Genomic DNA, 20,383 nt, shown 5'->3' with positions numbered 1-20,383 from the left:
TTCGCTGGCCTTACTACACGTCGCTTGAATTTCACAAAATTAATGCAGAAATCAGACAAGCGAGACGATAAAGGATTGCAGTTCTAGCGAACTAAGAGGTTAATCTCGAAAGATTATTTCTTAGGACGTTTAGTACCGTATTTAGAACGAGACTGGTTACGATCTTTCACACCAGCACAGTCTAAAGAACCACGAACGGTATGGTAACGTACACCTGGTAAGTCTTTAACACGACCACCACGGATAAGAACAACACTGTGCTCTTGTAGGTTGTGGCCTTCACCACCGATGTAGCTAGAAACTTCAAAGCCAGAAGTTAAACGCACACGGCAAACTTTACGCATTGCTGAGTTAGGTTTTTTAGGTGTAGTTGTGTAAACACGTGTACAAACACCACGACGTTGTGGACAAGCCTTCAACGCAGGAACTTTAGATTTTTCAACTAAAGTCGTACGACCCTTACGGATCAACTGATTTGTTGTTGCCATTTGGCAATTCTCCCGTTAATAAAAAACCCAAAAAAAGACGACTTTTTGAGGGCATGCAATTGTAAGCTAAGACGTAAAAATGGTCAACATTTCAAACTACATGTAATGTTGACCAAATCAGGGCTTTTACAAATTTCTATCTATTTTAAAGGGTTTATTTTTTACTTGGCGCATTTCGTCTTTTTGTAACCTTTTTTTCAGTCGGCTCTACAGCGGGTTTTGCTGTGACTTTTGAAGCCATATTGGGTTCATTTTCCGTAAAAGACTCATTATTGTTCTGTGTGGTCTCCTCAACCTCATCCACTGGATATAAATCTGCAAGATCCTCTTCCATTTGTAGGGCTGGTTGCTGCGGTGCAACAGCATCATGGGGTTCAATCATTTGATCTGCGAGTTGTTCCAGCCCTTGTTGAACACGTTCTTCGGTTGCGACAGGCTCTGTAACTTTGTCAGACTTTTTCTGGATTTTAACCTTGGTAATGCTTTGATGACCATTTAACTCCACTTCAGCCCCAAGTTTCAAATCTGAACCATCGGTCTCTGATGTACTGCGCTGTGACAATAGTCTTGGTGAGGCTTTCACCAAAAGCTCAAGTGAGCGTTCATATGCTGTTAAAGCACTAAGGCTGGTATCTTTTTGTTGGATGATATATTGACGGGCTTCTGAAAAAACCAGTTGTGCTTTTTGGTGTACATCATCAACAAGGCGCCAATTATAGGCTGCACTCACCCCTGCACTGGCAATTGGTGTGAGTTTTGCTAGCTTATTCAGTAGCGAGAGGTTGGCAATCGACTGTCCCCATTTCAGCTGACCATCGGCATTGGTCAACCATTTCTTTAAGTCTTCAATCTGATTACTTGAACCTAAAAGCTGTTGTAACTGAGAGACATCATGGGTTTGCAAGGTACTTGAAATGGCTTTTATCGCCATCAACAAAGTTTGTTTTTCCGCAATCAGCCCAAGATCAATCTGTTTAAAAATAAACTGGACGATGTCTTGATCGGACTCTTTACTTAAGTCAAAGCCATAAGAACGTCCCACTTGGTAAATCATACGTAACGACATCACCAAGGAAGCAGGGACATCTACGGTTGAGCCCATAAAGCCCGTTGCTCCAGTCAGTGCACCTTGCAAGATAGCAATAATTTTATTTTGTTCGGACAATGCCTGACTAATCCGTTTTGAACGGTCGACATCTTGAGTCAGCATTTCTAAATCACGCACGCCTGCTTCATCTAAAACGGCATCGACCGAGCTCATACTCGAGCTAAATTGATTGAGCTGGCTAAAAAAATAATCTGCGGCTTTATCGGAAAGTTGTGGCGACACAAAATGCGCGACTCGATTTGCGTTGACATAATGACGTCCTAATAAATGACGTGATACTGTCGGCAGATGGTCTCTTAAGACTTGCTGCGGGTGTTCATAACGCTTATTTTTCGATTTTGTTTTTGTACTCGCACTATCACCAGTTGTAGCATTGGTCAGTGCTGAGGCCGTATCTGGGCTCACTTGGTTTAATATGTTTAAACCTGTATGGCTGAGCTTTTTAGCCACTCCGAAGGCATTTGAAAAGAAACCACTGCGCTGTTTATTGTTTGAATCCGCCATTCCGTACCCCGTACTTTATAATCTTTCATTTCTAGCTAAATACTAGGTGTAGTACGCATTTATCTCAATAAGAATATGTGTCTTTTAGTAAAGTTGAAATGCTCTGCTCCTGATTTTAAGACAAGTCAAATTGGCATAGGATTTGCCATAAGAATTAAAAATTCTTTCTGCTATTATGATCTGCATTGAAAACATAAGAGTTGCAATTGGCTTAGAAATAAATTGTTGATTCATCTTTAAGCGCAACTCTGCAAAACCACCATATAAGGGATCTTTAAATGAAACGTGTAGTAATCACTGGCATGGGTATCAACTCATGTATCGGTAATACTTTGGAAGAAGTTACTCATGCATTACAAAACGGGATTTCTGGGACACGTTTTAACCCAACCTATGCTGAACTCAATTTTAAAAGTCATATCAGCGCTGCTGCTGAACAAGACTTTGATGGTATCGACCGTAAGCTAAAACGCTTTATGGGTGTTTGTGCCATGTATGCATACAATGCTGCGGTTGCTGCGGTTGAAAATGCAGGCTTAACAGCAGAGCAAATTGGTGGCAATCCACGCTATGGTATCGCGGGCGGTTCAGGTGGTGGTTCAACTGCATCTGTAGTTGAAATGAAAGAATTGTTAGACACTAAAGGCGCACGTAAAGTTGGTCCGTTCTTCGTACCACGTAATATGTCGAACACAATTACGGCAAACGTTGGTGTTGCTTTTAAAATGCAAGGTGTTGCACACACCATTACCAGCGCATGCGCAACGTCTGCTGATGCCATTGGTTATGCCTACAACCTGATTCAATTGGGCAAGCAAGACTTAATGCTTGCGGGTGGCGGTGAAGAAGATCACTGGTCTCAAAGCTTGTTGTTTGATGCGATGGGTGCACTGTGCTCAAAATACAATGACACACCAGAAACAGCGTCTCGTCCTTACTCTGCTGACCGTGACGGTTTCGTCATTGCTGGCGGTGGCGGTTTTGTAGTGCTTGAGTCTTTAAAACATGCGCAAGCACGTGGTGCCAACATTTTGGCTGAAGTTGTAGGCTATGCTGCAAACTCTGACGGTGCAGACATGGTTGCGCCATCGGGTGAAGGGGCGACACGTTGTGTACTGATGGCACTTGAAGAAGCAAAACAACACGGCGTAGACAAAATTGACTATGTGAATACGCACGGTACGTCGACGCCTGCTGGTGACATCACTGAATTGAAAGCAATGGAACGTGCATTTGGCGAAGGTCAAGTTCCTCCACTCAGCTCGACCAAATCAATGACAGGTCATAGCTTGGGTGCTGCTGGCGTACAAGAAGCAATCTACTCTGTCCTAATGATGCAAAATGACTTTATTGCACCCAACATCAACGTGACTGAACTGGATGAAGGTGCAAAACCATTTGATATCGTACTTGAAAAACGTGACGCAAAATTGAATACTGTGATGAGTAACAGTTTCGGTTTTGGCGGCGTAAATGCATGTCTCATTTTCAAAAAGTGGGAAGGCTAAGCCGCCCATTTTAGGGTGACTTGATGGATGCTCCTTCTGATGCTTTCTTGTGGGTAAAAGCATTACATATTATTGCCGTGGTGTGTTGGTTCGCTGCATTGTTCTACTTACCACGGCTCTATGTTTACCATGCCATGAGTGATGATGCTATCAGTCATCAACGTTTCGAGGTTATGGAACGGAAGTTGTACCGTGGCATTATGTGGCCGTCGATGATTGCAACACTGATCACGGCACATTTCTTGGTGGATTGGGGTGATGCAACGCGCCACTACCATGAAGCCCTGTGGTTCTACCTCAAAGTCGGCTTGGTTGGACTGTTGGTGATTTACCACTTTGTTTGCGGTTATTACCGTAAGAAATTGATTGGTCATGCGCACTACAAGTCACACAAGTTCTGGCGCTTCTTTAATGAAATGCCGACCCTCATTTTATTTGCTGTGGTGATTTTAGTCGTGGTGAAACCGACATTTTAAAATCCCACACTTAAAAAGCCCCGATTGATTCGGGGCTTTTTAATGTCTGTACAAAATCAACAGCACAGTTCAAGATCAGTATTACGAACGTATCCAAGATTGACGAATTTTTAAATTGAGTGGGGTCGAATAATATTTCTCAATCACCCAACTCAAAATAAACACTGCGATAAAATAAACAGGCAACAACATCAACTTTTCAGCCGCTAAAGTGTCTTTTGGGAAATACACCACTTTCATTAAGCCGAGAATAATCAAATGAACCAGATACATTTCATAGCTACGCTGTCCAATCCAGACCAAACTGCGGGCCGTGGATGAGTTAGGTTTAACTTTCGGGTCTTGGGTAAAACACAATATGAGTAACGCCGTAAGTAAAGCAAATACGCTGATGCCCCAAGTACTCACCTCTTTGATGGGTGCATAAAAATATAAAGCGGTCATCAGCAACGCTGTTACTGCAACAATCATTTTTTGATTGTAAATGGCACCTTTAAAATGTTGCGCATACATTGCGGTGAGGCAGCCAATGGCAATTCCATCAAAGCTGGAGAAATAATGATACAGATAAGCGCCGCTTTCCTCACCAAAATGGAGTGCACGAAAATACGGTGCATACGCGATGACAGCGAGCAGAAAAACAATAAACCCCTTGCCTCGACCAAGCACTAAACACAGGACAGGAAATGCTAAATAGAAGACCTCTTCAACCGATAAAGACCATAATACGCCCAAGGCATAGTTCACCCAGCCGTATTCAATAATCAGTAGATTCATCCAGAAACTCAAAGCTGAAAGAATAGTCACAGCATAGGACACCTCTTCGCCATTGGGCGACTGATTGAGAAAGGGTTGCAACCCTAAACTTCCGAGCACACTGACCATCGCAACCAATAACACCAGACACGGCATGATGCGGGCAATACGACGGATATAAAAATCTTTCAGCTTAATCTGCGCCAAAAATCCATTACGCTGCAAAGTATGCTGGGTAATCAAAAAACCTGAAATGACAAAAAACATGTTTACACCATAGTTGCCGTTTCGGGCAATCAATGTACTTAAGCTCCCCCCCCAATAGGGATGCTTAGAAAGGTATCGTGTAATTTATAAGGGATATTGAAATGGTGAATCAGCACCAACAGGATGGACACGCCACGCAGAATGTCTATTTTATAATTACGCATAAATCATTATTAAAATTTTAAAGTGCCTCATTAAAAGTGAAATCGCCTGATTTAGACAGCTTTTATATATAAAATCATACAATGATCTAACACTGAATTAGAACCCATTGATTCAGCTCAAGTAAAAAAGAAAGCCCTACTTATGCAGGGCTTTCTTTCAAATATCAAAAGTACAGAATAAATGTTACTTAGTTGTCCAGTTGCTGCCCTAACAGACGTTTTTTCATACGCGGCTTGTACAGCAGTTGATACGTCACGGCTAGAACAATCACCCATAGTGGACTGATCATGAGTGCACGAAGAGTATCCGCCTCTAAACTCAAAATAATCAACGTAAAGAACAAGAAGATTAAGACCACATAAGACATCCAAACACCGCCCGGCATTTTAAAGGTCGATTTTGCATGTAGCTCAGGACGCAATTTACGGTAGCGGATATAGCACACCATAATAATGCTCCAGATACTAATGAACAGAATCACACACAATGAGCTGGCTAATGTAAAGGCTTCAACCGTGTTCGGTACAAAGTACTGTAGCGCCGCACCTGCCATGATAAAAGCACATGAGAAGAATAAGCCTTTTGCTGGTACCGCACGTTTTGATAGACGCGCTAGACTCTGTGGTGCTTGCCCTTCTCTTGCCAAACCAAACAGCATACGTGATGTAGAGAACACACCACTATTCATTGAAGACATTACTGAAGACAGCACCACCAAGTTCATAATGATGGCTGAAGTTGGAATACCTGCATGTAAAAATAGTGAAACGAACGGACTTTGATCCGCAGGAATTTGATTCCACGGCGTCACCGACATCACCACAAATAATGACAAGACATAGAACAAAATGATACGGGTTGGAATCGCATTCACTGCTTTCGGTAAGTTCTTTTCAGGGTCTTTGGTTTCAGCAGCCATGGTTCCAATCAGCTCTACACCGACAAAGGCAAAGAGTGCAATTTGGAAGCCTGCTAGAAAGCCACTACCACCTTGAGGGAACATACCACCATGCGACCAAACATGACTGAAGCTTGCAACTGAACCGCCCGGTGCTTGGAAATGGCTAAACACCATAAAGCCACCAATCACGATCAGCCCTAAAATGGCTAAAATTTTGATTAAAGCAAACCAAAATTCAATTTCACCAAAGAGTTTCACAGTCAGCAAATTTAACCCAAGGACAAACAGCACACAGCCGACACTGATTAAAGCCTGCCCCATGGGAGTAAAGGCCATGTCTGGCGGGAGCCAAAAACCAAGATAGTTAATAATGGCTGCCAAGTCCGCAATACCGACCAAGACCCAACCGAGCCAATAGGACCAACCGATATAGTAACCCGCACCTGGCCCAATCAGATCATGAGCCATGTCGATAAACGACTTATAGTGCAAATTTGACAATAAAATTTCGCCCAATGCACGCATTAGGAAGAAGAACATGGTCCCGATAATCATATAAATGATCAAAATAGAAGGACCAGCAAGAGAGATGGTTTTGCCCGAACCCATGAACAGGCCCGTACCAATCGCGCCACCAATGGCAATCAATTGCAGGTGGCGGTTGGATAATTTCCGTTGTAATTCATGCGATGATGCATTTGCACCGTCAGCTTGTGGGGTAGTCGTCATAATTTAACATCCTGTTAAAGTCCTTTTTTGCGTATAAACCATGTTCATACAGTGCTCGTTATCCTAACGGGCGGCATTTATACGCTCATCAGCACTTCGGTTGAAACCCAAGCGCTGATATACACGGGGAGAGTTTAAAAAATTAGTTTTGTGCAGCCGTCACTGCAATTTCGATCAACCAGTTTGGATTAACCAAATCAGCCTGAATCGTGGCACGCGAAGGTGCTACACAACCATTCATCCAATCAATCCAAATTGCATTGACTGTAGAAAAATCAGAGAGATTTTTGATGTAAAGCTGAGCCGATAACAAACGTGATTTATCTGTATTTGCCAAAGCTAAAAGCTCATCAATTGTTGCTAAAATTTCACGGGTCTGACCTGCGACATCATTGTCGGTATTCTTTGGCACTTGCCCTGACAAATACACCACTTGATTAAACACAGTGACTGCACTCATGACTTCGTTGGTGTTGAATTTTTGAATGTCTGAATGTGACATAGGTCTTTCCTTGTATGAAACTGTATAAAAATAAAATTTAATCTTGGATAAAATTGACACGTGCAGTGACAGCACACATCAGCTCATAGCCAATCGTGCCTGAACCTGCTGCGACTTCATCAATGCTGAGCACAGTGCCCTGTTTCGATGTACCCCACAGCACCACTTCGCTGCCAACTTGGGCATTTGGAAGGTGAGATAAATCGACTGCTAACATGTCCATGCTGACACGTCCGACCAAGCTGCTGCGTTGTCCATCAACTAAAATAGGCGTACCTGTTGCGGTAATCCGTTGATAACCATCGGCATAACCACAAGCCACAATACCCACACGCATGTCGGTTTCAGCAATGAACTTTGAGCCATAACCGACGCTATCGCCTGCTTTTAATTGCTGAATGGCAATCAACTCGCTGCGCAAACTCATGGCAGGTTGCAAATCCCAGTCTTGAATGGAGTGGCTTGGATAATCTGGAGAGCTGCCATAGAGCATGATGCCGCTACGGATCACATCCGACTGCAACTGTTCATGGCGGAGAATGGCTGCACTGTTACTGACTGAACGTGCACCCGGTAGATCATGGGTGATGGCATCAAATAACTGACATTGATGCGCAATGCCGTCACGTCCGAAACGCTCACCATCGGCATCCGAAAAATGCATCATATGGGTCAAACGTTGAACTTGAGGCAAGCTGGAAAGCTGCTGCCACACTTGACGGTACTGTTCCGGACGAAAACCTAAACGGTTCATGCCGCTGTTCATTTTTAAATAAACATCGAACTGCGCCTCTAAAGGAAAACGCGCTAACCATTCGAGTTGATATTCACTATGAATACTGAAGCTTAGACCCAACTCATGGCAGTCAAATAGGTCTTGCTCTGAGAAAATACCTTCGAGTAACAGAACTGGACCTGTCCAGCCCAAAGCACGGATACGTTTCGCCTCTGCCAAATCGAGCAACGCAAAACCATCAGCAGATTTGAACGCTTGATAGACACGTTCAATGCCATGACCATAGGCATTGGCTTTGACCACCGCATAGACTTGGCTATTCGGCATTTTAGTGCGAGCAACATTTAAATTATGCTGCAGTGATTGGCTATGAATCACTGCAGTAATTGAACGTGGCATTTTCTTCTTCCTTGAATCAATATGACCTAAAACGAATTAGGCTGCTGAAGGATAACGTTGAATCGATAGACCTTCAGTACTGATGTCTGGTTGATGGTTCATCACCAAGTCACTAATGAGCTTGCCTGAACCACATGCCATGGTCCAACCCAAGGTGCCATGTCCTGTATTCAAGAATAAGTTTTTAAAACGAGTCGCACCAATAATTGGTGTAGAGTCTGGTGTCATTGGACGTAAACCCGTCCAGAAACTTGCTTCAGCTAAATTTCCACCTGGGAATAAGTCTTGAGTCACCATTTCCAAGGTTGCACGGCGGTCTTGATTTAAACCGTGGTTGAAACCACTCAGTTCAGCCATCCCCCCCACACGGATACGTTGGTCAAAACGCGTAATGGCAATTTTATAAGTTTCATCAAGCACCGTAGACTGCGGTGCAAATGCAGGATCTACAATTGGAATGGTCAGTGAGTAGCCTTTGACAGGGTACACAGGCAAATTCAAATTCAATGGTTTTAAGAAATCACGTGAATAACTACCGAAAGCGAGCACATAACGGTCTGCTGTAAGCACCTGACCATCAACCACCACGCCTTTGATTTCATCGCCTTCAACCACTAGTTTTTCAACATTTTGGTTAAATTTAAATTCTACGCCCATGTCTTTCGCAAGGTTTGCCAAAGCATTGGTAAATAAGTAACAGTCACCTGTTTCATCATTCGGTAAATGTAAACCACCCACCAGTTTGTCTTTGGCATAGGCTAAAGCTGGCTCGACTTTGGCTAAGTCATCTTTTAATAATAGTTCGTAGTCGACGCCACATTCTTTTAACACTTGAATGTCACGTTGTACTGCATCAAGCTGTGCTTCATTACGGAAAACCTGCAAAGTTCCTTTCGCGCGGTTTTCATAGTGAATGCCTGTTTCTTTACGCAGTTCACGTAAGCAGTCACGACTGTATTCAGCAACACGCGTCATACGCTCTTTGTTAATGGCATAGCTTTGTGGATTGCAGTTTTTCAACATTTGCGCCATCCAGTTCAACTGCCACATGCTACCATCAATGTTAATCGCTAACGGTGCATGATGTTGAAACATCCACTTCACAGCTTTAAATGGAATACCAGGTGCAGCCCACGGTGTAGAATAACCTGGAGAGATTTGCCCTGCGTTACCAAAGCTAGTTTCTTCAGCAGGACCAGCTTGACGGTCTAAAACCGTAACGCTTGCGCCTTGTTGTGCAAGGTAATACGCACTTGCAACACCGATGACACCACTACCTAAGACAATTACACGCATGACTGATCCCTTACACACACTAGTTTATTTAACTAGTATATTTTTAGGTTAATAGTTTTTTTCACTGTTTTTAACATTATAATCTAGGTAAATCGCCATTTTTGTCGCGCTAAAATTCTAAACATAGGAAATTTATAATGCGTAAATTAGATCGGATTGATCAGCAGATTTTAGACATTTTGCAGCATGATGGACGAATTGCGATTAGTGAATTGGCCTCTCGCGTTAACCTCTCAACCACACCGTGTTCGGAACGTGTCAAACGCTTAGAGCGCGACGGTATTATCATGGGTTACTACGCACGCCTCAATCCACAACTGGTCGATCGAAACTTATTGGTGTTTTTAGAGATTAAGCTGTCGGCCAAGTCTGGCGATGTGTTTGATCAAGTGGCACGTGACTTGGTCGAAATCCCTGAAGTTTTAGAATGCCATCTGATTTCAGGTGAATTCGATTATTTAGTCAAAGCCCGTTTAAAAGAAATGAGTGCTTACCGATGCCTATTGGGTGATTTACTAAAAAAACTGCCCTCTTCAGCATCATCGCACAGTTATATTGTGATGGAAGAAGTCAAAGAAAGTTTTTATTTGGACATTCGCTAACAGCTTATTAAAAATACGCATTTTAAAATTGCATTCATTTTAAATATTTAAAACCTATCGATTCCCTATTGGAAGTTCTGCACCATGTTTAACAAACTCATGTCTAGTCTTGGCTTACAAGGCATTCAAGTCGATACTCGTCTACACACCACCGCGCCACAAGCGGGTCAAGCAATTCAGGGTGAGGTTATTTTTAAAGGTGCCGCGTCTAATAAAATTATCAACGGTATTTATTTAAAGCTCATGACCACAGCCGAGGTTGAGTCAGATGATGCTGAATACAATAGCGCCTTAAGTATTGCTGAATGGCACATTAGCGGGGCTTTTGAGTTACAAGCCCATCAGTCACATGCATTTCCTTTTTCAATTCAACTGCCCTTTGAAACGCCAGTTACAGATGTGCCTTGCCGCGTCAATAAAACCCGAGTGTGGTTACATACGCATCTCGATGTGGACTGGGGGCTCGATGCAACGGATAAAGACTATTTACAGATTTTACCGACACCGGCTATGCAGGTGTTTATTCAAGCCATGCAGCAATGCGGTTTTCAGTTGATGACCGTCGATGTTGAACAAGGTCAACTACGTGGCAACGGCTTCCATTCGAGCATTGGTTGTTATCAAGAACTTGAATTTAAACCTACGCAATTGTTCAACAGTATCAATGAAGTTGAGGTGTCCTTTGTGGCAGAGCAACATCAAACCCATGTGCTTTTAGAAGTGGATCGTAAATTTCGTGGTGATGGCTTCAACAGCCTTAGCATTCCCCATCAGCAGGCCAATCCTGCACTGTTAGCGAATGAAATTAGACGCATGTTAGGACTTTAATTTTTAATCCCTGCGCACGACTGTTTCAATATAGAAAAGTCGTGCGCAGTCGAAAAAGGCGTTATTTAAATCCTGTCCGAATGAAATTCTGTCTGCGTTAAATCAAGTCCAAGATATCGGCAAAGGTTTTAATTCGTGCTTTAGGTGCGGCTTCCGTCAACTCTTGATCAGAACCATAACCGTATTCCACCGCAATGGTTTCAATACCGTTACGACGTGCACCCAAAATGTCATGCTCACGATCACCAACCATCAGACATTCTTCTGCTTTTAACTGCTCTTTTTCTAAAATATAAGCGATCAAATCTCCCTTATTGGTCCGCTCACCGTTCAGCTCACTGCCATAAGGGTGCACAAAGTATTGCAGTAAATTGAAATGCTCTAAGATTTGACGGGCATAGACTTCTGGTTTTGCTGTCGCCAAATACAAGTGATAGCCCTGCTCGGTCAGTTTTTTTAAGGTCGGTTCAACATCGGCAAATAAATGGTTTTCATATAAACCTTTCACCGCAAAACGCTCACGATAGCCCAATAAAGCTTGCTCTGCCAAAACATCGTCCACTGTAACATTTAAGAGTTTTGCCAAAGATGCTTTCAGGGGTGGCCCAATAATCCAGTCAATGTTTAGATCTTCAGCAATGGGATGTCCGACTTTGTTTAAGCCATAACGCGCACTGGCGGTAATGCCAACTTTCGGATCTGTTAATGTTCCATCTAAATCTAGCAAAATATGTTTAATCACAGCTGATCCTTCTTGAGCTTTAAATAAAATACTATCGAGAGTTCTGCCAAAGTTGCCTATACTATCGCAAATTTTCGCAACAAGGATATTTCTGTGCGCGCAACCGTACTGTGCTTTTCTGGTTTAGACCCTTCAGGTGGTGCTGGTTTACAGGCCGATATCGAAGCGGTTGGTCAAAGTGGTGCGCATGCAGCCATTGCGTGTACAGCACTCACTGTTCAAAACTCGCAACAAGTGTTTGGCTTTGAAGCGACGTCAAAAGAATTGCTGTTAGCTCAGGCGCACGCTGTTGTCGGTGATTTACCGATTAAAGCCGTAAAATCTGGCATGTTAGGCACCACAGATAATATTGCAGCACTGGCTGAGTTTCTACGTGAACATCCTGAGTACAATTATGTGCTCGACCCTGTTTTGGTGGCCAACAGTGGAGGTTCACTGGGTGATCAAGCCACCTTGGTCAAAGCCTTTGTTGAACTGATCCCATTGGCGGACATTATTACCCCAAATACAGTTGAACTACGAGCGTTAACAGGTCTCGACGACTTAGACGCCGCGACACAAAAACTGTTCGAAATGGGGGCCAAAGCGGTACTGGTCAAAGGTGGTCATGAAGACACACCAGACTATATTCGTAATGCCCTGTTTGTGAATGGCGAGCTCATTTCTGAAACTCGCTGCCCGCGTTTAGCAGGTGAATATCACGGTTCAGGTTGCTCACTGGCAAGTTTTATTGCAGGCCGTCTGGCGCAAAGTGACAGTGTTAAAGTCGCAGTACATCATGCCGAAACTTGGCTCTTTGGTGTATTAAAACAGGCAGAAACACCTGTTGAAGGCGGTCAAAAAATTCCAAAGCGTTTTTAAGTTAGAAAAAAACTGCAAAGGTAAAAGCCAGTCCATGAAGAAATGGACTGGCTTTTTTTTAAATTCTAGATTTTATTTTCGGTGCAAAATGAATGTGTCACCTTTGGAATGGAGTATTTAACCATCTTGATGGCGTTGTTTTAAATGTGCCACATGCTCACGGTTGGTTTTCCATGACTTCTCTAACACTTCTTTTTCGATCCGAAGCTGAATCCGTTTCAGTTTCATCGCTGGAATCACCACTGTGTCAAAGGTCTTAATATAATCGACCCATGCTTTACCTTTAAATACCGTACTGGGCATCGCAGTTTTAAACTCGCATTCAGGCATAAACACCACAGCAGAATGGATATAATCTACATCAACAATATCTTGCAACACACTTTGCAAAACTTTGACGTGTTTATAATTTTGATGCAGCGGATTTTGAAATTTAAAGCTCTTTTTATAAATTTTTTGCGTCCACATCTTTTGACGCTCACCACCAAAAATCCACCCCTTATAGTTTTTGGTTTCAATCACAAAAACGCCAAAAGGGCTCAATAGAATATGGTCAATTTGAGTCGTTCCGCCCTGCTCATCAGGCAAAGTCACATCGTTAATTAGAATATAACGTTCATCCAAATATAATTTCACATGCGCTTGAACTGCGAACTCGCCGAATTTTCCTTTCAGATAAGGCTTAAACGCTTTTAAAAGGCCGATCCCGAACAAGATCAGCAACATCCACCACAGCTCTGAAAACACATTCCCCACAATTTGACTTATCATATTATTCATCGTTATTTGAGTTAAAGACACGATTCTTTAAAAGAATATAGATTAAAAGACAACGTACTGATTTTAAAATTATTAAACTAAAATACGAGCATAAAAACTCCGAAAAATGATCTTAATTCGCAATTTTCTCAAGTTTCAATAAAATATCTTTATTGTCCAAACCACCTGCAAAGCCGACCAATTTTCCATTCGCACCTACCACCCGATGGCACGGCGCAATGATTGAAATTGGATTTTTGCCATTAGCCGCGCCCACTGCACGAACGGCTTTGACATTACCAATCTGTAGCGCAATATCTTTATAGCTTCGGGTTTCACCAAACGGAATTTGCAGTAAAGCCTGCCAAACTTGCTTCTGAAAATCTGTCCCCGCAAAATCCAAAGGCAAATCAAAACATTGACGCTTTGCAGCAAAATACTCGCTCAACTGTCGTTCAGTTTCCAGCAGAATCGGATGCTGATTGTGTTCGATCAGCTCAGCTAAACGTACCCGTTTTGGGTTTTCATTTTCCCACAATACGGCAACCAAGGCTTGATCATGTGCCACCAGTCTCAGCACCCCGACAGGAGATGGCATATATTTAAAAAATAAGCGCATGGTTCACCACAAAAATTGTCTATGTATGCAACATTATGACGATGAAAGTTTCATCAGTACAAGCCCAGAAATGATTAAAACCGCTGCGAGCATCCGCATGGCATTAGCTGGTTCACCCAAAATCAAAATACCAACCAAAAATGAACCAATCGCGCCGATCCCTGTCCAAACGGTATAGGCAGTGCCCAAAGGTAAGGTCTTCATGGCATAAGACAGCAATGCAAAACTGGCCACCATAAATACAAGAGTCAAAATACTCGGCGTCAGTTTAGTAAAACCATCTGAGACTTTCATCGCATAGGCCCAAACCACTTCGAGCAAACCTGCAACTATTAAAATCACCCACGCCATACGTCACACACCTTTTACATAGAGCAGAAACAACAAAGCTTCAAACGAAGGATCGCTTGAAGCTCTACATATTTGAATGAATTTAGCTGGATGAGAGTTTCATCAAAATCAAGCCCGATACAATCAGCACCGCAGCAAACATCCGCATAGCTGTCGCGGGCTCACCTAAAATAAAAATCCCCACCAAGAAAGACCCTATCGCACCAATTCCAGTCCAAATGGTATACGCAGTCCCTAGCGGCAATGTTCGCATTGCATAGGCCAGTAAACCAAAACTTAAAATCATGAACACAATGGTGATGATGCTGGGTGTAAGTTTGCTAAATCCTTCAGACAGCTTCATTGAATATGCCCAAACGATTTCAAACAGACCCGCAAAGATAAGAAAAACCCAAGCCATGCTACTGACTCCTCTTTACTAGAGTCAGGCCGTCCTGACGAATTTTCTCAATATGAGGGAGGTCGTTCCTCCTAAATATGCCTCAAATTATAGCAAAGAGCGCACCAAAATGAATTATTTTCACACTTAGAAATCATTAAAGCGCAAAAAAGAGTGACCCGAACCAGCAGATCACTCTTTCAGCACAACATTGGTGCAATCTTAGATATTCTCTTTAAATCTAAACATCCGACTTAAAATTTAAAGCGAAGACCCATTCCATACTGCCAACCTTTTTCGTCATCACTTTCAGCTTGCCAAGCCGTTGCTTCATTGCCTTTGCTATATTCATAGGCAATGTCCACATAAGGCATGACTTTTTTGCTGATCTCATAACGTGTCTCAAGACCAACAGCTGCGCTACTGAGACCTGATTTTTTGGCATATTTAGTGTCTTCACTGAAAATAATATTCATATCTAAATAAGGCTTGAAAATCAGCTTTTGAGTCAGTAACAAGTCCCGCTCAGTTTCTAAACTAAACGCAGCATAGTTGTCTGCACCAGCATATACGTAAGCATCAGTTTCAAAGAAATACGGCGCTAAACCATGTAAGCCAAGCACCCCATCCACTTTTTCTTCCGTATCCCATCCCTGCTGTTCATGCTCCACTTTTTCAGCTCGGTAACGTGCACCCGCCTGTACATCCCAAAAGTCTGAAATCATACGGCTATACAGCACTTTGGCATCATACTCAGCCTTAAGCGATTCCTGCTTATCCGCATGTACTTTGATAAACAGCTTATTTTCATCTGTCCCGATACGGGTTTCAAACTCAGACTTTAAACTGCCATCGCCGTCTTCATTTAGCAACCATTTGTTATCAATGGTAGTGACCGCATAAATTTGCGCACCGTGCTCTTTGCGGTGATCATGCATATGTGCTGTTGAATCATGATGCTGTACATGTTGTGCGCTAGACTGCGGAGCAGCTTGAGTTGGAGTAGTCATCACCTGATGCTGTGTATGTTGTGACATAACAGAGTCAGTGGTCATGGACATATTTGCATTTGCTTCAGCAGGCATATGATGCCCTTCATGCGCCATAGTTGCAGCACTCATCAACACGAAAGAACTACTCAATATGCTTTTTGAAAAAAGATTAATGGTGCGCATGATGATCTCCTTTCTGAGCCTTCGACTGTTTGCTTGGTTGAGTCTGAGCTTGCTTCTCCGATGAAGGCTGACCCACCGCATTTTTCTGTTTCAGCATCTGAGCATGTTCATCGGCACTATGCTGATGATGCTCATGTGGCATATCTTTGGACTGAACTTGGCTTGTAGATTTGGCTTTTTGTTTTTCATGCTGTGCATGAGATTCGGCAGCCATAGCAAACGAACTCAATAAGACACTAACAGCTAAAGTAAAACCTGAAAAAAGATTAGTGATGCGCATGTTCATCTCCTTTTGGTTCAGCTTGAGCAGCTGTTTTTTGCTCTTGAATTGGGGTGCTGGACACTTGACTATCACTCACATTGGCCACAATCAGTTTATTCATCATGCCTGAGCTCATGTGATACAGCAGATGACAGTGAATGGCCCATTCGCCTAACTCATCTGCGGTCAGTAAAGCAGTCACTGTTTTGCCCGGTGGCACAATCAAAGTGTGCTTATTCGGCATATCCACGGCGGCTTGTCCATTTTCCAGTTGCATAAACATACCGTGCAAATGCATCGGATGCGCCATCATACTGTCATTGATAAATTTGATCCGAATACGCTCACCGTACTTCACTTTCAACGGTTCAGCGTCGCTAAATTTTTTCCCATTGATGGTCCACAAATAGCGCTCCATAGTTCCACCCAAACGAATCACTAACTCGCTCGTCGCCTCACGGGTATCTTTTTGAGGCTCTAAGGATTTCAGATCGCTATATTGCAATGCCTTATCACCTTTAGGAGTAGAGGCATTCGCCCACCCATACACTGGTGTAACAGCTTCCTGTACCGAAATTGCTGTCGTATTCTGTTGCGCATGACCCATCTGTGTATGATCCATCTCAGACATGGTCTCATGATTCATCTTTGAATGATCCATACCAACCATCGCCGCATGATTCATCTTCGAATGATCCATTTCAGGCATCGCTTCAGGGTTCATTTTGGAGTGATCCATTGCAGGCATCGCTTCATGACTCATCTTTGAGTGATCCATACCTGAATGTTCTGAGCCGTGTCCCATATCTTCCATGGTCAACAATGAGCGTGGACGTGGCGCAGGCATATCTATGCTCTGTGCGATTGGGGTCAACTCATTGTGTAAAGTTCCAATGGCGTAGCCTGAACGGTCAATCGACTCTGCTTCAATTTGATAATGCCCTGCTTTCGGTTCCACAATCACATCATAAGTTTCAGCAGTTCCAATCCGAAACTCATCCACAGGAACGGGTTTAACAGGCTGACCATCTGCACTGACTACCGTCATTTTTAAGTGAGGAATACGGATATCAAAAAATGACATGGCTGAAGCATTGATAAAACGCAACCGAACCTTCTCATTCGGCTTAAACATACCTGTCCAGTTCTGCTCAGGCGTTTTACCATTAATCAGGAAGGTATAACCCGTGACATCCGACAGATCCGTTTTTAGCATGCGCATTTGGTTCCACATGGAACGGTCTTGCCACGCGGCTTTTAAGCCATCACGTTGCACTTGCTTCCACACATCACCAACGGTTTCACGCTGATTTTGATAATACTCGGCAGAAATTTTCAAATTCTTCTGAATTTGTTCACTGCTCTGCTCATGGAAGTCCGACAGCATCACCACATAATCACGCTCGGCTTTTTCATGCTGAGCTAAAGGCTTTTTGTCTTTGGGATAAATAACCAATGCGCCATACAGCCCATCTTGTTCCTGTCCTTTAGAATGCGCATGGTACCAATAGGTGCCACTTTGGCGCACTTTGAACTTATAGACAAATTCGCTCTTCGGTTGAATGCCATTAAAACCGTTAAAACCTGGTACACCATCCATCAGCCCAGGCAAAAGCAAACCATGCCAGTGGATCGATGAATCTTGTTTTTTGAGGTTGTTTTTAACACGAATGACCGCATCATCGCCTTCCTCAAACTCAAGCAGAGGTGCAGGAAACTGCCCATTAACGCTAATGCGTTTTAACGACTTTCCCGTTAAATTGATGGGACTTTCATCAATCACCAATTGGTATTCTTTGACTGCGGCAAAGCTCCAAGAAGATGACATCAGACATGCCCCAAGGATGAGGCTTTGTTTAAATTGAATAGACATGACTAAATCCTAATAATTTTAAAAATAAAGTTTTAAAAATCAGGATTAGGCTTTAGGAGGACGTAGAATTTCTTGCCAATAGCCCACTAGATGTTGAGCTTGATAACGAAAATGGGGGGATGATTGTACTAAAGCGGCTTCAAGCTGAACCACTGCAAGCGGTTCAACGTCTAAAAGTGTCAGCATTGTTTGGCAGTGATACTGTGCACACTCCTGACACTGAACTTGCTTATTTTGCAGCATATCCGAGGCATGACAGTTGCTCTTCGCTGTTATGTCAGTCTGAGCCATATGCATTTGATGTCCAGAGACTGGACTCGATGATTTCGTTTGATGACAGTCTGGCATGCTTTGCATACCTGTTGCATGCGCTGAACTTTGCTCACTGGTTGCAGCCTGCATACTGAGCTGCATCATTTGATGCATCGGCGCTGCCGAAGCTTGGGCAATACCACTCCACCCCATTACCAAGGTAATGAGTAAGACAAACCAAGAATGTGTCTTGAGCAATGAACGCACAATCAATCCTATTTAGTCAGTGAAGAATGATATTTCAACGCAACAAAACGCTCTGTGCATGTAAATGCCTGACTTTTTGTTGCTGATCCCAATCTACAGGATAAGCAAAGAATAGTTTATACACAAGTTTATAAATTTAAATTCAATTGCTGCGACGGTTTAGCACCTTAGCAGACTTAAACAATAAAGTTATTTTTTAAACAGGGCCATTTTTAAGCACAGATGAATAAAGCATCAGTAAGAATCAGGCTTTCACACCATAAAAAAGGACTAAAATGAGTCCTTTTTATACATTTAACGTCTAAATACTAAACCATTGCTGTGTAAACGTTTGAATATTAATCAAGTTATCCATATCGTTATCAACATAGATATCCACCAGTTTATCCATAAAGTTATCCACAGGACGTATAGCATTTATACCTATGAGCTTAAACCTTTACCGCACCCACTTTTGCAAGCTCTGCACGCATATCATCAATCACAGCTTTATAATCTGGTTTTCCAAAAATAGCTGAACCCGCAACAAACATATCTGCACCCGCTTCCGCAATCTCGCGAATATTTGCAGGTGACACACCACCATCCACTTCTAAACGAATATCACGCCCTGAAGCATCAATAATTTTGCGCGCTTCACGTAGTTTATCTAAAGTCATCGGAATAAACTTTTGACCGCCGAAACCTGGGTTCACACTCATCAACAAAATTTGATCGACTTTATCGAGCACATAATCTAAATAATGGAGCGGCGTTGCTGGGTTAAAGACCAAACCAGCTTTTGCACCGCCTGATTTAATCAACTGTAAAGAACGGTCGATATGGTCAGAGGCTTCTGGATGAAAGGTAATAATGTCCGCGCCTGCTTCTAGGAAGTCACCAATCATGCGATCGACAGGTTTAACCATCAAATGCACATCAATCGGGGCTTTGATGCCGTAGTTCTTGAGGGCCTTACAAATACCCGCACCAAAAGTCAGGTTTGGCACATAGTGGTTATCCATCACATCAAAGTGAACCACGTCTGCACCTGCTGCAAGTACATGTTCAACGTCTTCACCTAAACGAGCAAAGTCAGCAGAGAGAATAGATGGTGCAATTAAATAAGGCTTGGACATGCGTGTACCTGGCTTATACAAAAGGGAATAAAGGCATTATAGCAAATTCAGCTTTTGAACTGGGACTTGTGAAAAAAGAAAGCGTTAAGCTTTCTAAATTTGCAACGTAACGTTGCAACATTCAACTTTTCATTTGGCTTGAAACTGCTATGGTAAGTGATCAATCGACGAGGTAAATATGAAAAGTACTGCGGATATTGTCACGACAGATGCGGCTCGAATTGCAAAACGACTGGTGAATCATTGGAAACATAAGTTTGAAATCGAACAAGAACCCAGTAGTTTTACCATTATCATGCCTGAAGCACGGGTCCTTTTAAGTCCTCAAGCCGAACATTTACATGTCAGCATTGAGGCGAGTGAAGAAAAATTGAGTCACTTAGAACACGTAGTTTTAGATCACCTGATCCGTATGGGACAAACGCCCCTCACAGCAACATGGACACAAGTTTAAGTCAGC

The 20,383-nt window shown here is 42.8% G+C and carries 22 protein-coding genes and 1 pseudogene; 6 read left to right on the top strand and 17 right to left on the bottom strand.

Features of this window, described 5'->3' with window-relative positions; genetic code table 11:
* Positions 1-113 precede the first annotated feature (113 nt).
* Both rpsL and HUK62_RS04705 read right to left on the bottom strand, forming a co-directional pair.
* Entirely contained in the window at positions 114-488 is a 375-nt protein-coding gene (gene rpsL / locus HUK62_RS04710) for a 30S ribosomal protein S12 (RefSeq protein ID WP_002050319.1), read from the bottom strand.
* 154 nt (positions 489-642) lie between these two features.
* Positions 643-2,100: an EcsC family protein gene (locus HUK62_RS04705; protein ID WP_005400177.1), complete on the bottom strand. Its 1,458-nt coding sequence runs from the start codon at positions 2,098-2,100 to the stop codon at positions 643-645.
* A gap of 278 nt (positions 2,101-2,378) precedes the next feature.
* Between HUK62_RS04705 and HUK62_RS04700 the strand changes: the two genes are divergently transcribed.
* Together HUK62_RS04700 and HUK62_RS04695 are read left to right on the top strand one after the other, a co-directional pair.
* Positions 2,379-3,608, top strand: a complete 1,230-nt coding sequence (locus tag HUK62_RS04700; protein ID WP_176537220.1) for a beta-ketoacyl synthase N-terminal-like domain-containing protein — start codon at positions 2,379-2,381, stop codon at positions 3,606-3,608.
* 23 nt (positions 3,609-3,631) lie between these two features.
* Positions 3,632-4,084, top strand: a complete 453-nt coding sequence (locus HUK62_RS04695; RefSeq protein WP_176537219.1) for a CopD family protein — start codon at positions 3,632-3,634, stop codon at positions 4,082-4,084.
* 81 nt (positions 4,085-4,165) lie between these two features.
* Here HUK62_RS04695 and HUK62_RS04690 read toward each other — a convergent pair.
* The 5 genes and pseudogenes from HUK62_RS04690 to HUK62_RS04670 form a co-directional block, all read right to left on the bottom strand.
* Positions 4,166-5,271 (bottom strand): annotated as a pseudogene (locus tag HUK62_RS04690) (acyltransferase).
* A 188-nt stretch (positions 5,272-5,459) separates the two neighbouring features.
* Entirely contained in the window at positions 5,460-6,902 is a 1,443-nt protein-coding gene (locus HUK62_RS04685) for an amino acid permease (protein WP_176537218.1), read from the bottom strand.
* A gap of 142 nt (positions 6,903-7,044) precedes the next feature.
* On the bottom strand, positions 7,045-7,404 hold the full coding sequence (locus tag HUK62_RS04680; protein WP_004694941.1) for a RidA family protein: 360 nt from the start codon (positions 7,402-7,404) through the stop codon (positions 7,045-7,047).
* A 37-nt stretch (positions 7,405-7,441) separates the two neighbouring features.
* Positions 7,442-8,539 carry an alanine racemase gene (alr, locus tag HUK62_RS04675; protein WP_176537217.1) on the bottom strand — a complete coding sequence of 366 codons (1,098 nt, stop codon included), beginning with the start codon at positions 8,537-8,539 and terminating at the stop codon, positions 7,442-7,444.
* A 36-nt stretch (positions 8,540-8,575) separates the two neighbouring features.
* The gene (locus HUK62_RS04670; protein ID WP_004694945.1) at positions 8,576-9,835 is read right to left on the bottom strand and encodes a D-amino acid dehydrogenase; all 1,260 of its coding nucleotides are present in this window, start codon (positions 9,833-9,835) and stop codon (positions 8,576-8,578) included.
* 137 nt (positions 9,836-9,972) lie between these two features.
* On the opposite strand from HUK62_RS04670, the gene HUK62_RS04665 reads away from it, so the two are divergent.
* Positions 9,973-10,437 (top strand): Lrp/AsnC ligand binding domain-containing protein, encoded by a 465-nt coding sequence (locus HUK62_RS04665; protein WP_114837148.1) that lies wholly within the window; start codon positions 9,973-9,975, stop codon positions 10,435-10,437.
* 84 nt (positions 10,438-10,521) lie between these two features.
* Positions 10,522-11,265, top strand: coding sequence for a sporulation protein (locus HUK62_RS04660; protein WP_176537216.1), 744 nt, complete (start codon positions 10,522-10,524; stop codon positions 11,263-11,265).
* Between the two features lie 97 nt (positions 11,266-11,362).
* On the opposite strand, the gene HUK62_RS04655 is transcribed toward HUK62_RS04660, so the two are convergent.
* Positions 11,363-12,007 (bottom strand): HAD-IA family hydrolase, encoded by a 645-nt coding sequence (locus HUK62_RS04655; RefSeq protein ID WP_176537215.1) that lies wholly within the window; start codon positions 12,005-12,007, stop codon positions 11,363-11,365.
* 93 nt (positions 12,008-12,100) lie between these two features.
* Here HUK62_RS04655 and HUK62_RS04650 point away from each other — a divergent pair, with 93 nt between their 5' ends.
* Positions 12,101-12,868, top strand: a complete 768-nt coding sequence (locus HUK62_RS04650) for a hydroxymethylpyrimidine/phosphomethylpyrimidine kinase (RefSeq protein WP_176537214.1) — start codon at positions 12,101-12,103, stop codon at positions 12,866-12,868.
* A 117-nt stretch (positions 12,869-12,985) separates the two neighbouring features.
* Here HUK62_RS04650 and HUK62_RS04645 read toward each other — a convergent pair whose 3' ends face one another.
* The 9 genes from HUK62_RS04645 to rpe form a co-directional block, all read right to left on the bottom strand.
* Entirely contained in the window at positions 12,986-13,639 is a 654-nt protein-coding gene (locus HUK62_RS04645) for a nuclease-related domain-containing protein (RefSeq protein ID WP_227556829.1), read from the bottom strand.
* A 121-nt stretch (positions 13,640-13,760) separates the two neighbouring features.
* Positions 13,761-14,246, bottom strand: a complete 486-nt coding sequence (locus HUK62_RS04640; RefSeq protein ID WP_176537212.1) for a methylated-DNA--[protein]-cysteine S-methyltransferase — start codon at positions 14,244-14,246, stop codon at positions 13,761-13,763.
* A gap of 33 nt (positions 14,247-14,279) precedes the next feature.
* Positions 14,280-14,597, bottom strand: coding sequence for a quaternary ammonium compound efflux SMR transporter SugE (gene sugE / locus HUK62_RS04635; protein ID WP_010325989.1), 318 nt, complete (start codon positions 14,595-14,597; stop codon positions 14,280-14,282).
* 82 nt (positions 14,598-14,679) lie between these two features.
* Complete coding sequence (gene sugE, locus HUK62_RS04630) at positions 14,680-14,997, bottom strand: quaternary ammonium compound efflux SMR transporter SugE (RefSeq protein ID WP_005400191.1); 318 nt, start codon at positions 14,995-14,997, stop codon at positions 14,680-14,682.
* Between the two features lie 233 nt (positions 14,998-15,230).
* A complete protein-coding gene (locus tag HUK62_RS04625) occupies positions 15,231-16,151 on the bottom strand; it encodes a copper resistance protein B (protein ID WP_176537211.1) in 921 nt (306 codons plus the stop codon).
* The gene (locus HUK62_RS04620) at positions 16,138-16,431 is read right to left on the bottom strand and encodes a hypothetical protein (protein WP_176537210.1); all 294 of its coding nucleotides are present in this window, start codon (positions 16,429-16,431) and stop codon (positions 16,138-16,140) included. Before HUK62_RS04620 ends, HUK62_RS04625 begins: the two co-directional genes overlap by 14 nt.
* Entirely contained in the window at positions 16,418-18,286 is a 1,869-nt protein-coding gene (locus tag HUK62_RS04615) for a copper resistance system multicopper oxidase (RefSeq protein ID WP_176537209.1), read from the bottom strand. Before HUK62_RS04615 ends, HUK62_RS04620 begins: the two co-directional genes overlap by 14 nt.
* Before the next feature lie 45 nt (positions 18,287-18,331).
* Complete coding sequence (locus tag HUK62_RS04610) at positions 18,332-18,805, bottom strand: hypothetical protein (RefSeq protein WP_176537208.1); 474 nt, start codon at positions 18,803-18,805, stop codon at positions 18,332-18,334.
* Between the two features lie 431 nt (positions 18,806-19,236).
* Positions 19,237-19,923, bottom strand: coding sequence for a ribulose-phosphate 3-epimerase (gene rpe, locus HUK62_RS04605; RefSeq protein ID WP_004694978.1), 687 nt, complete (start codon positions 19,921-19,923; stop codon positions 19,237-19,239).
* Between the two features lie 178 nt (positions 19,924-20,101).
* On the opposite strand from rpe, the gene HUK62_RS04600 reads away from it, so the two are divergent.
* Entirely contained in the window at positions 20,102-20,377 is a 276-nt protein-coding gene (locus tag HUK62_RS04600; protein WP_004984216.1) for a DUF2218 domain-containing protein, read from the top strand.
* The last annotated feature ends 6 nt before the right edge of the window (positions 20,378-20,383 follow it).

Origin of the sequence: Acinetobacter sp. NEB 394 (genome assembly GCF_013374795.1) — a bacterium.
GTDB classification, from domain to species: Bacteria; Pseudomonadota; Gammaproteobacteria; order Pseudomonadales; family Moraxellaceae; genus Acinetobacter; species Acinetobacter johnsonii.
This window is presented reverse-complemented; position numbering and strand designations above follow the sequence as displayed.

Excerpts from the sequence above, each read along its gene's own strand:
- HUK62_RS04685 (WP_176537218.1), bottom strand. The coding sequence starts at position 6,902 with ATGACGACTACCCCACAAGCTGACGGTGCAAATGCATCATCGCATGAA.
- sugE (WP_005400191.1), bottom strand. The coding sequence starts at position 14,997 with ATGGCTTGGGTTTTTCTTATCTTTGCGGGTCTGTTTGAAATCGTTTGG.
- rpsL (WP_002050319.1), bottom strand. The coding sequence starts at position 488 with ATGGCAACAACAAATCAGTTGATCCGTAAGGGTCGTACGACTTTAGTT.
- HUK62_RS04625 (WP_176537211.1), bottom strand. The coding sequence starts at position 16,151 with ATGCGCACCATTAATCTTTTTTCAAAAAGCATATTGAGTAGTTCTTTC.
- HUK62_RS04615 (WP_176537209.1), bottom strand. The coding sequence starts at position 18,286 with ATGTCTATTCAATTTAAACAAAGCCTCATCCTTGGGGCATGTCTGATG.
- HUK62_RS04700 (WP_176537220.1), top strand. The coding sequence starts at position 2,379 with ATGAAACGTGTAGTAATCACTGGCATGGGTATCAACTCATGTATCGGT.
- alr (WP_176537217.1), bottom strand. The coding sequence starts at position 8,539 with ATGCCACGTTCAATTACTGCAGTGATTCATAGCCAATCACTGCAGCAT.
- HUK62_RS04665 (WP_114837148.1), top strand. The coding sequence starts at position 9,973 with ATGCGTAAATTAGATCGGATTGATCAGCAGATTTTAGACATTTTGCAG.
- HUK62_RS04600 (WP_004984216.1), top strand. The coding sequence starts at position 20,102 with ATGAAAAGTACTGCGGATATTGTCACGACAGATGCGGCTCGAATTGCA.
- HUK62_RS04620 (WP_176537210.1), bottom strand. The coding sequence starts at position 16,431 with ATGCGCATCACTAATCTTTTTTCAGGTTTTACTTTAGCTGTTAGTGTC.
- HUK62_RS04695 (WP_176537219.1), top strand. The coding sequence starts at position 3,632 with ATGGATGCTCCTTCTGATGCTTTCTTGTGGGTAAAAGCATTACATATT.
- rpe (WP_004694978.1), bottom strand. The coding sequence starts at position 19,923 with ATGTCCAAGCCTTATTTAATTGCACCATCTATTCTCTCTGCTGACTTT.
- HUK62_RS04660 (WP_176537216.1), top strand. The coding sequence starts at position 10,522 with ATGTTTAACAAACTCATGTCTAGTCTTGGCTTACAAGGCATTCAAGTC.
- HUK62_RS04640 (WP_176537212.1), bottom strand. The coding sequence starts at position 14,246 with ATGCGCTTATTTTTTAAATATATGCCATCTCCTGTCGGGGTGCTGAGA.
- HUK62_RS04680 (WP_004694941.1), bottom strand. The coding sequence starts at position 7,404 with ATGTCACATTCAGACATTCAAAAATTCAACACCAACGAAGTCATGAGT.
- HUK62_RS04645 (WP_227556829.1), bottom strand. The coding sequence starts at position 13,639 with ATGATAAGTCAAATTGTGGGGAATGTGTTTTCAGAGCTGTGGTGGATG.
- sugE (WP_010325989.1), bottom strand. The coding sequence starts at position 14,597 with ATGGCGTGGGTGATTTTAATAGTTGCAGGTTTGCTCGAAGTGGTTTGG.
- HUK62_RS04670 (WP_004694945.1), bottom strand. The coding sequence starts at position 9,835 with ATGCGTGTAATTGTCTTAGGTAGTGGTGTCATCGGTGTTGCAAGTGCG.
- HUK62_RS04705 (WP_005400177.1), bottom strand. The coding sequence starts at position 2,100 with ATGGCGGATTCAAACAATAAACAGCGCAGTGGTTTCTTTTCAAATGCC.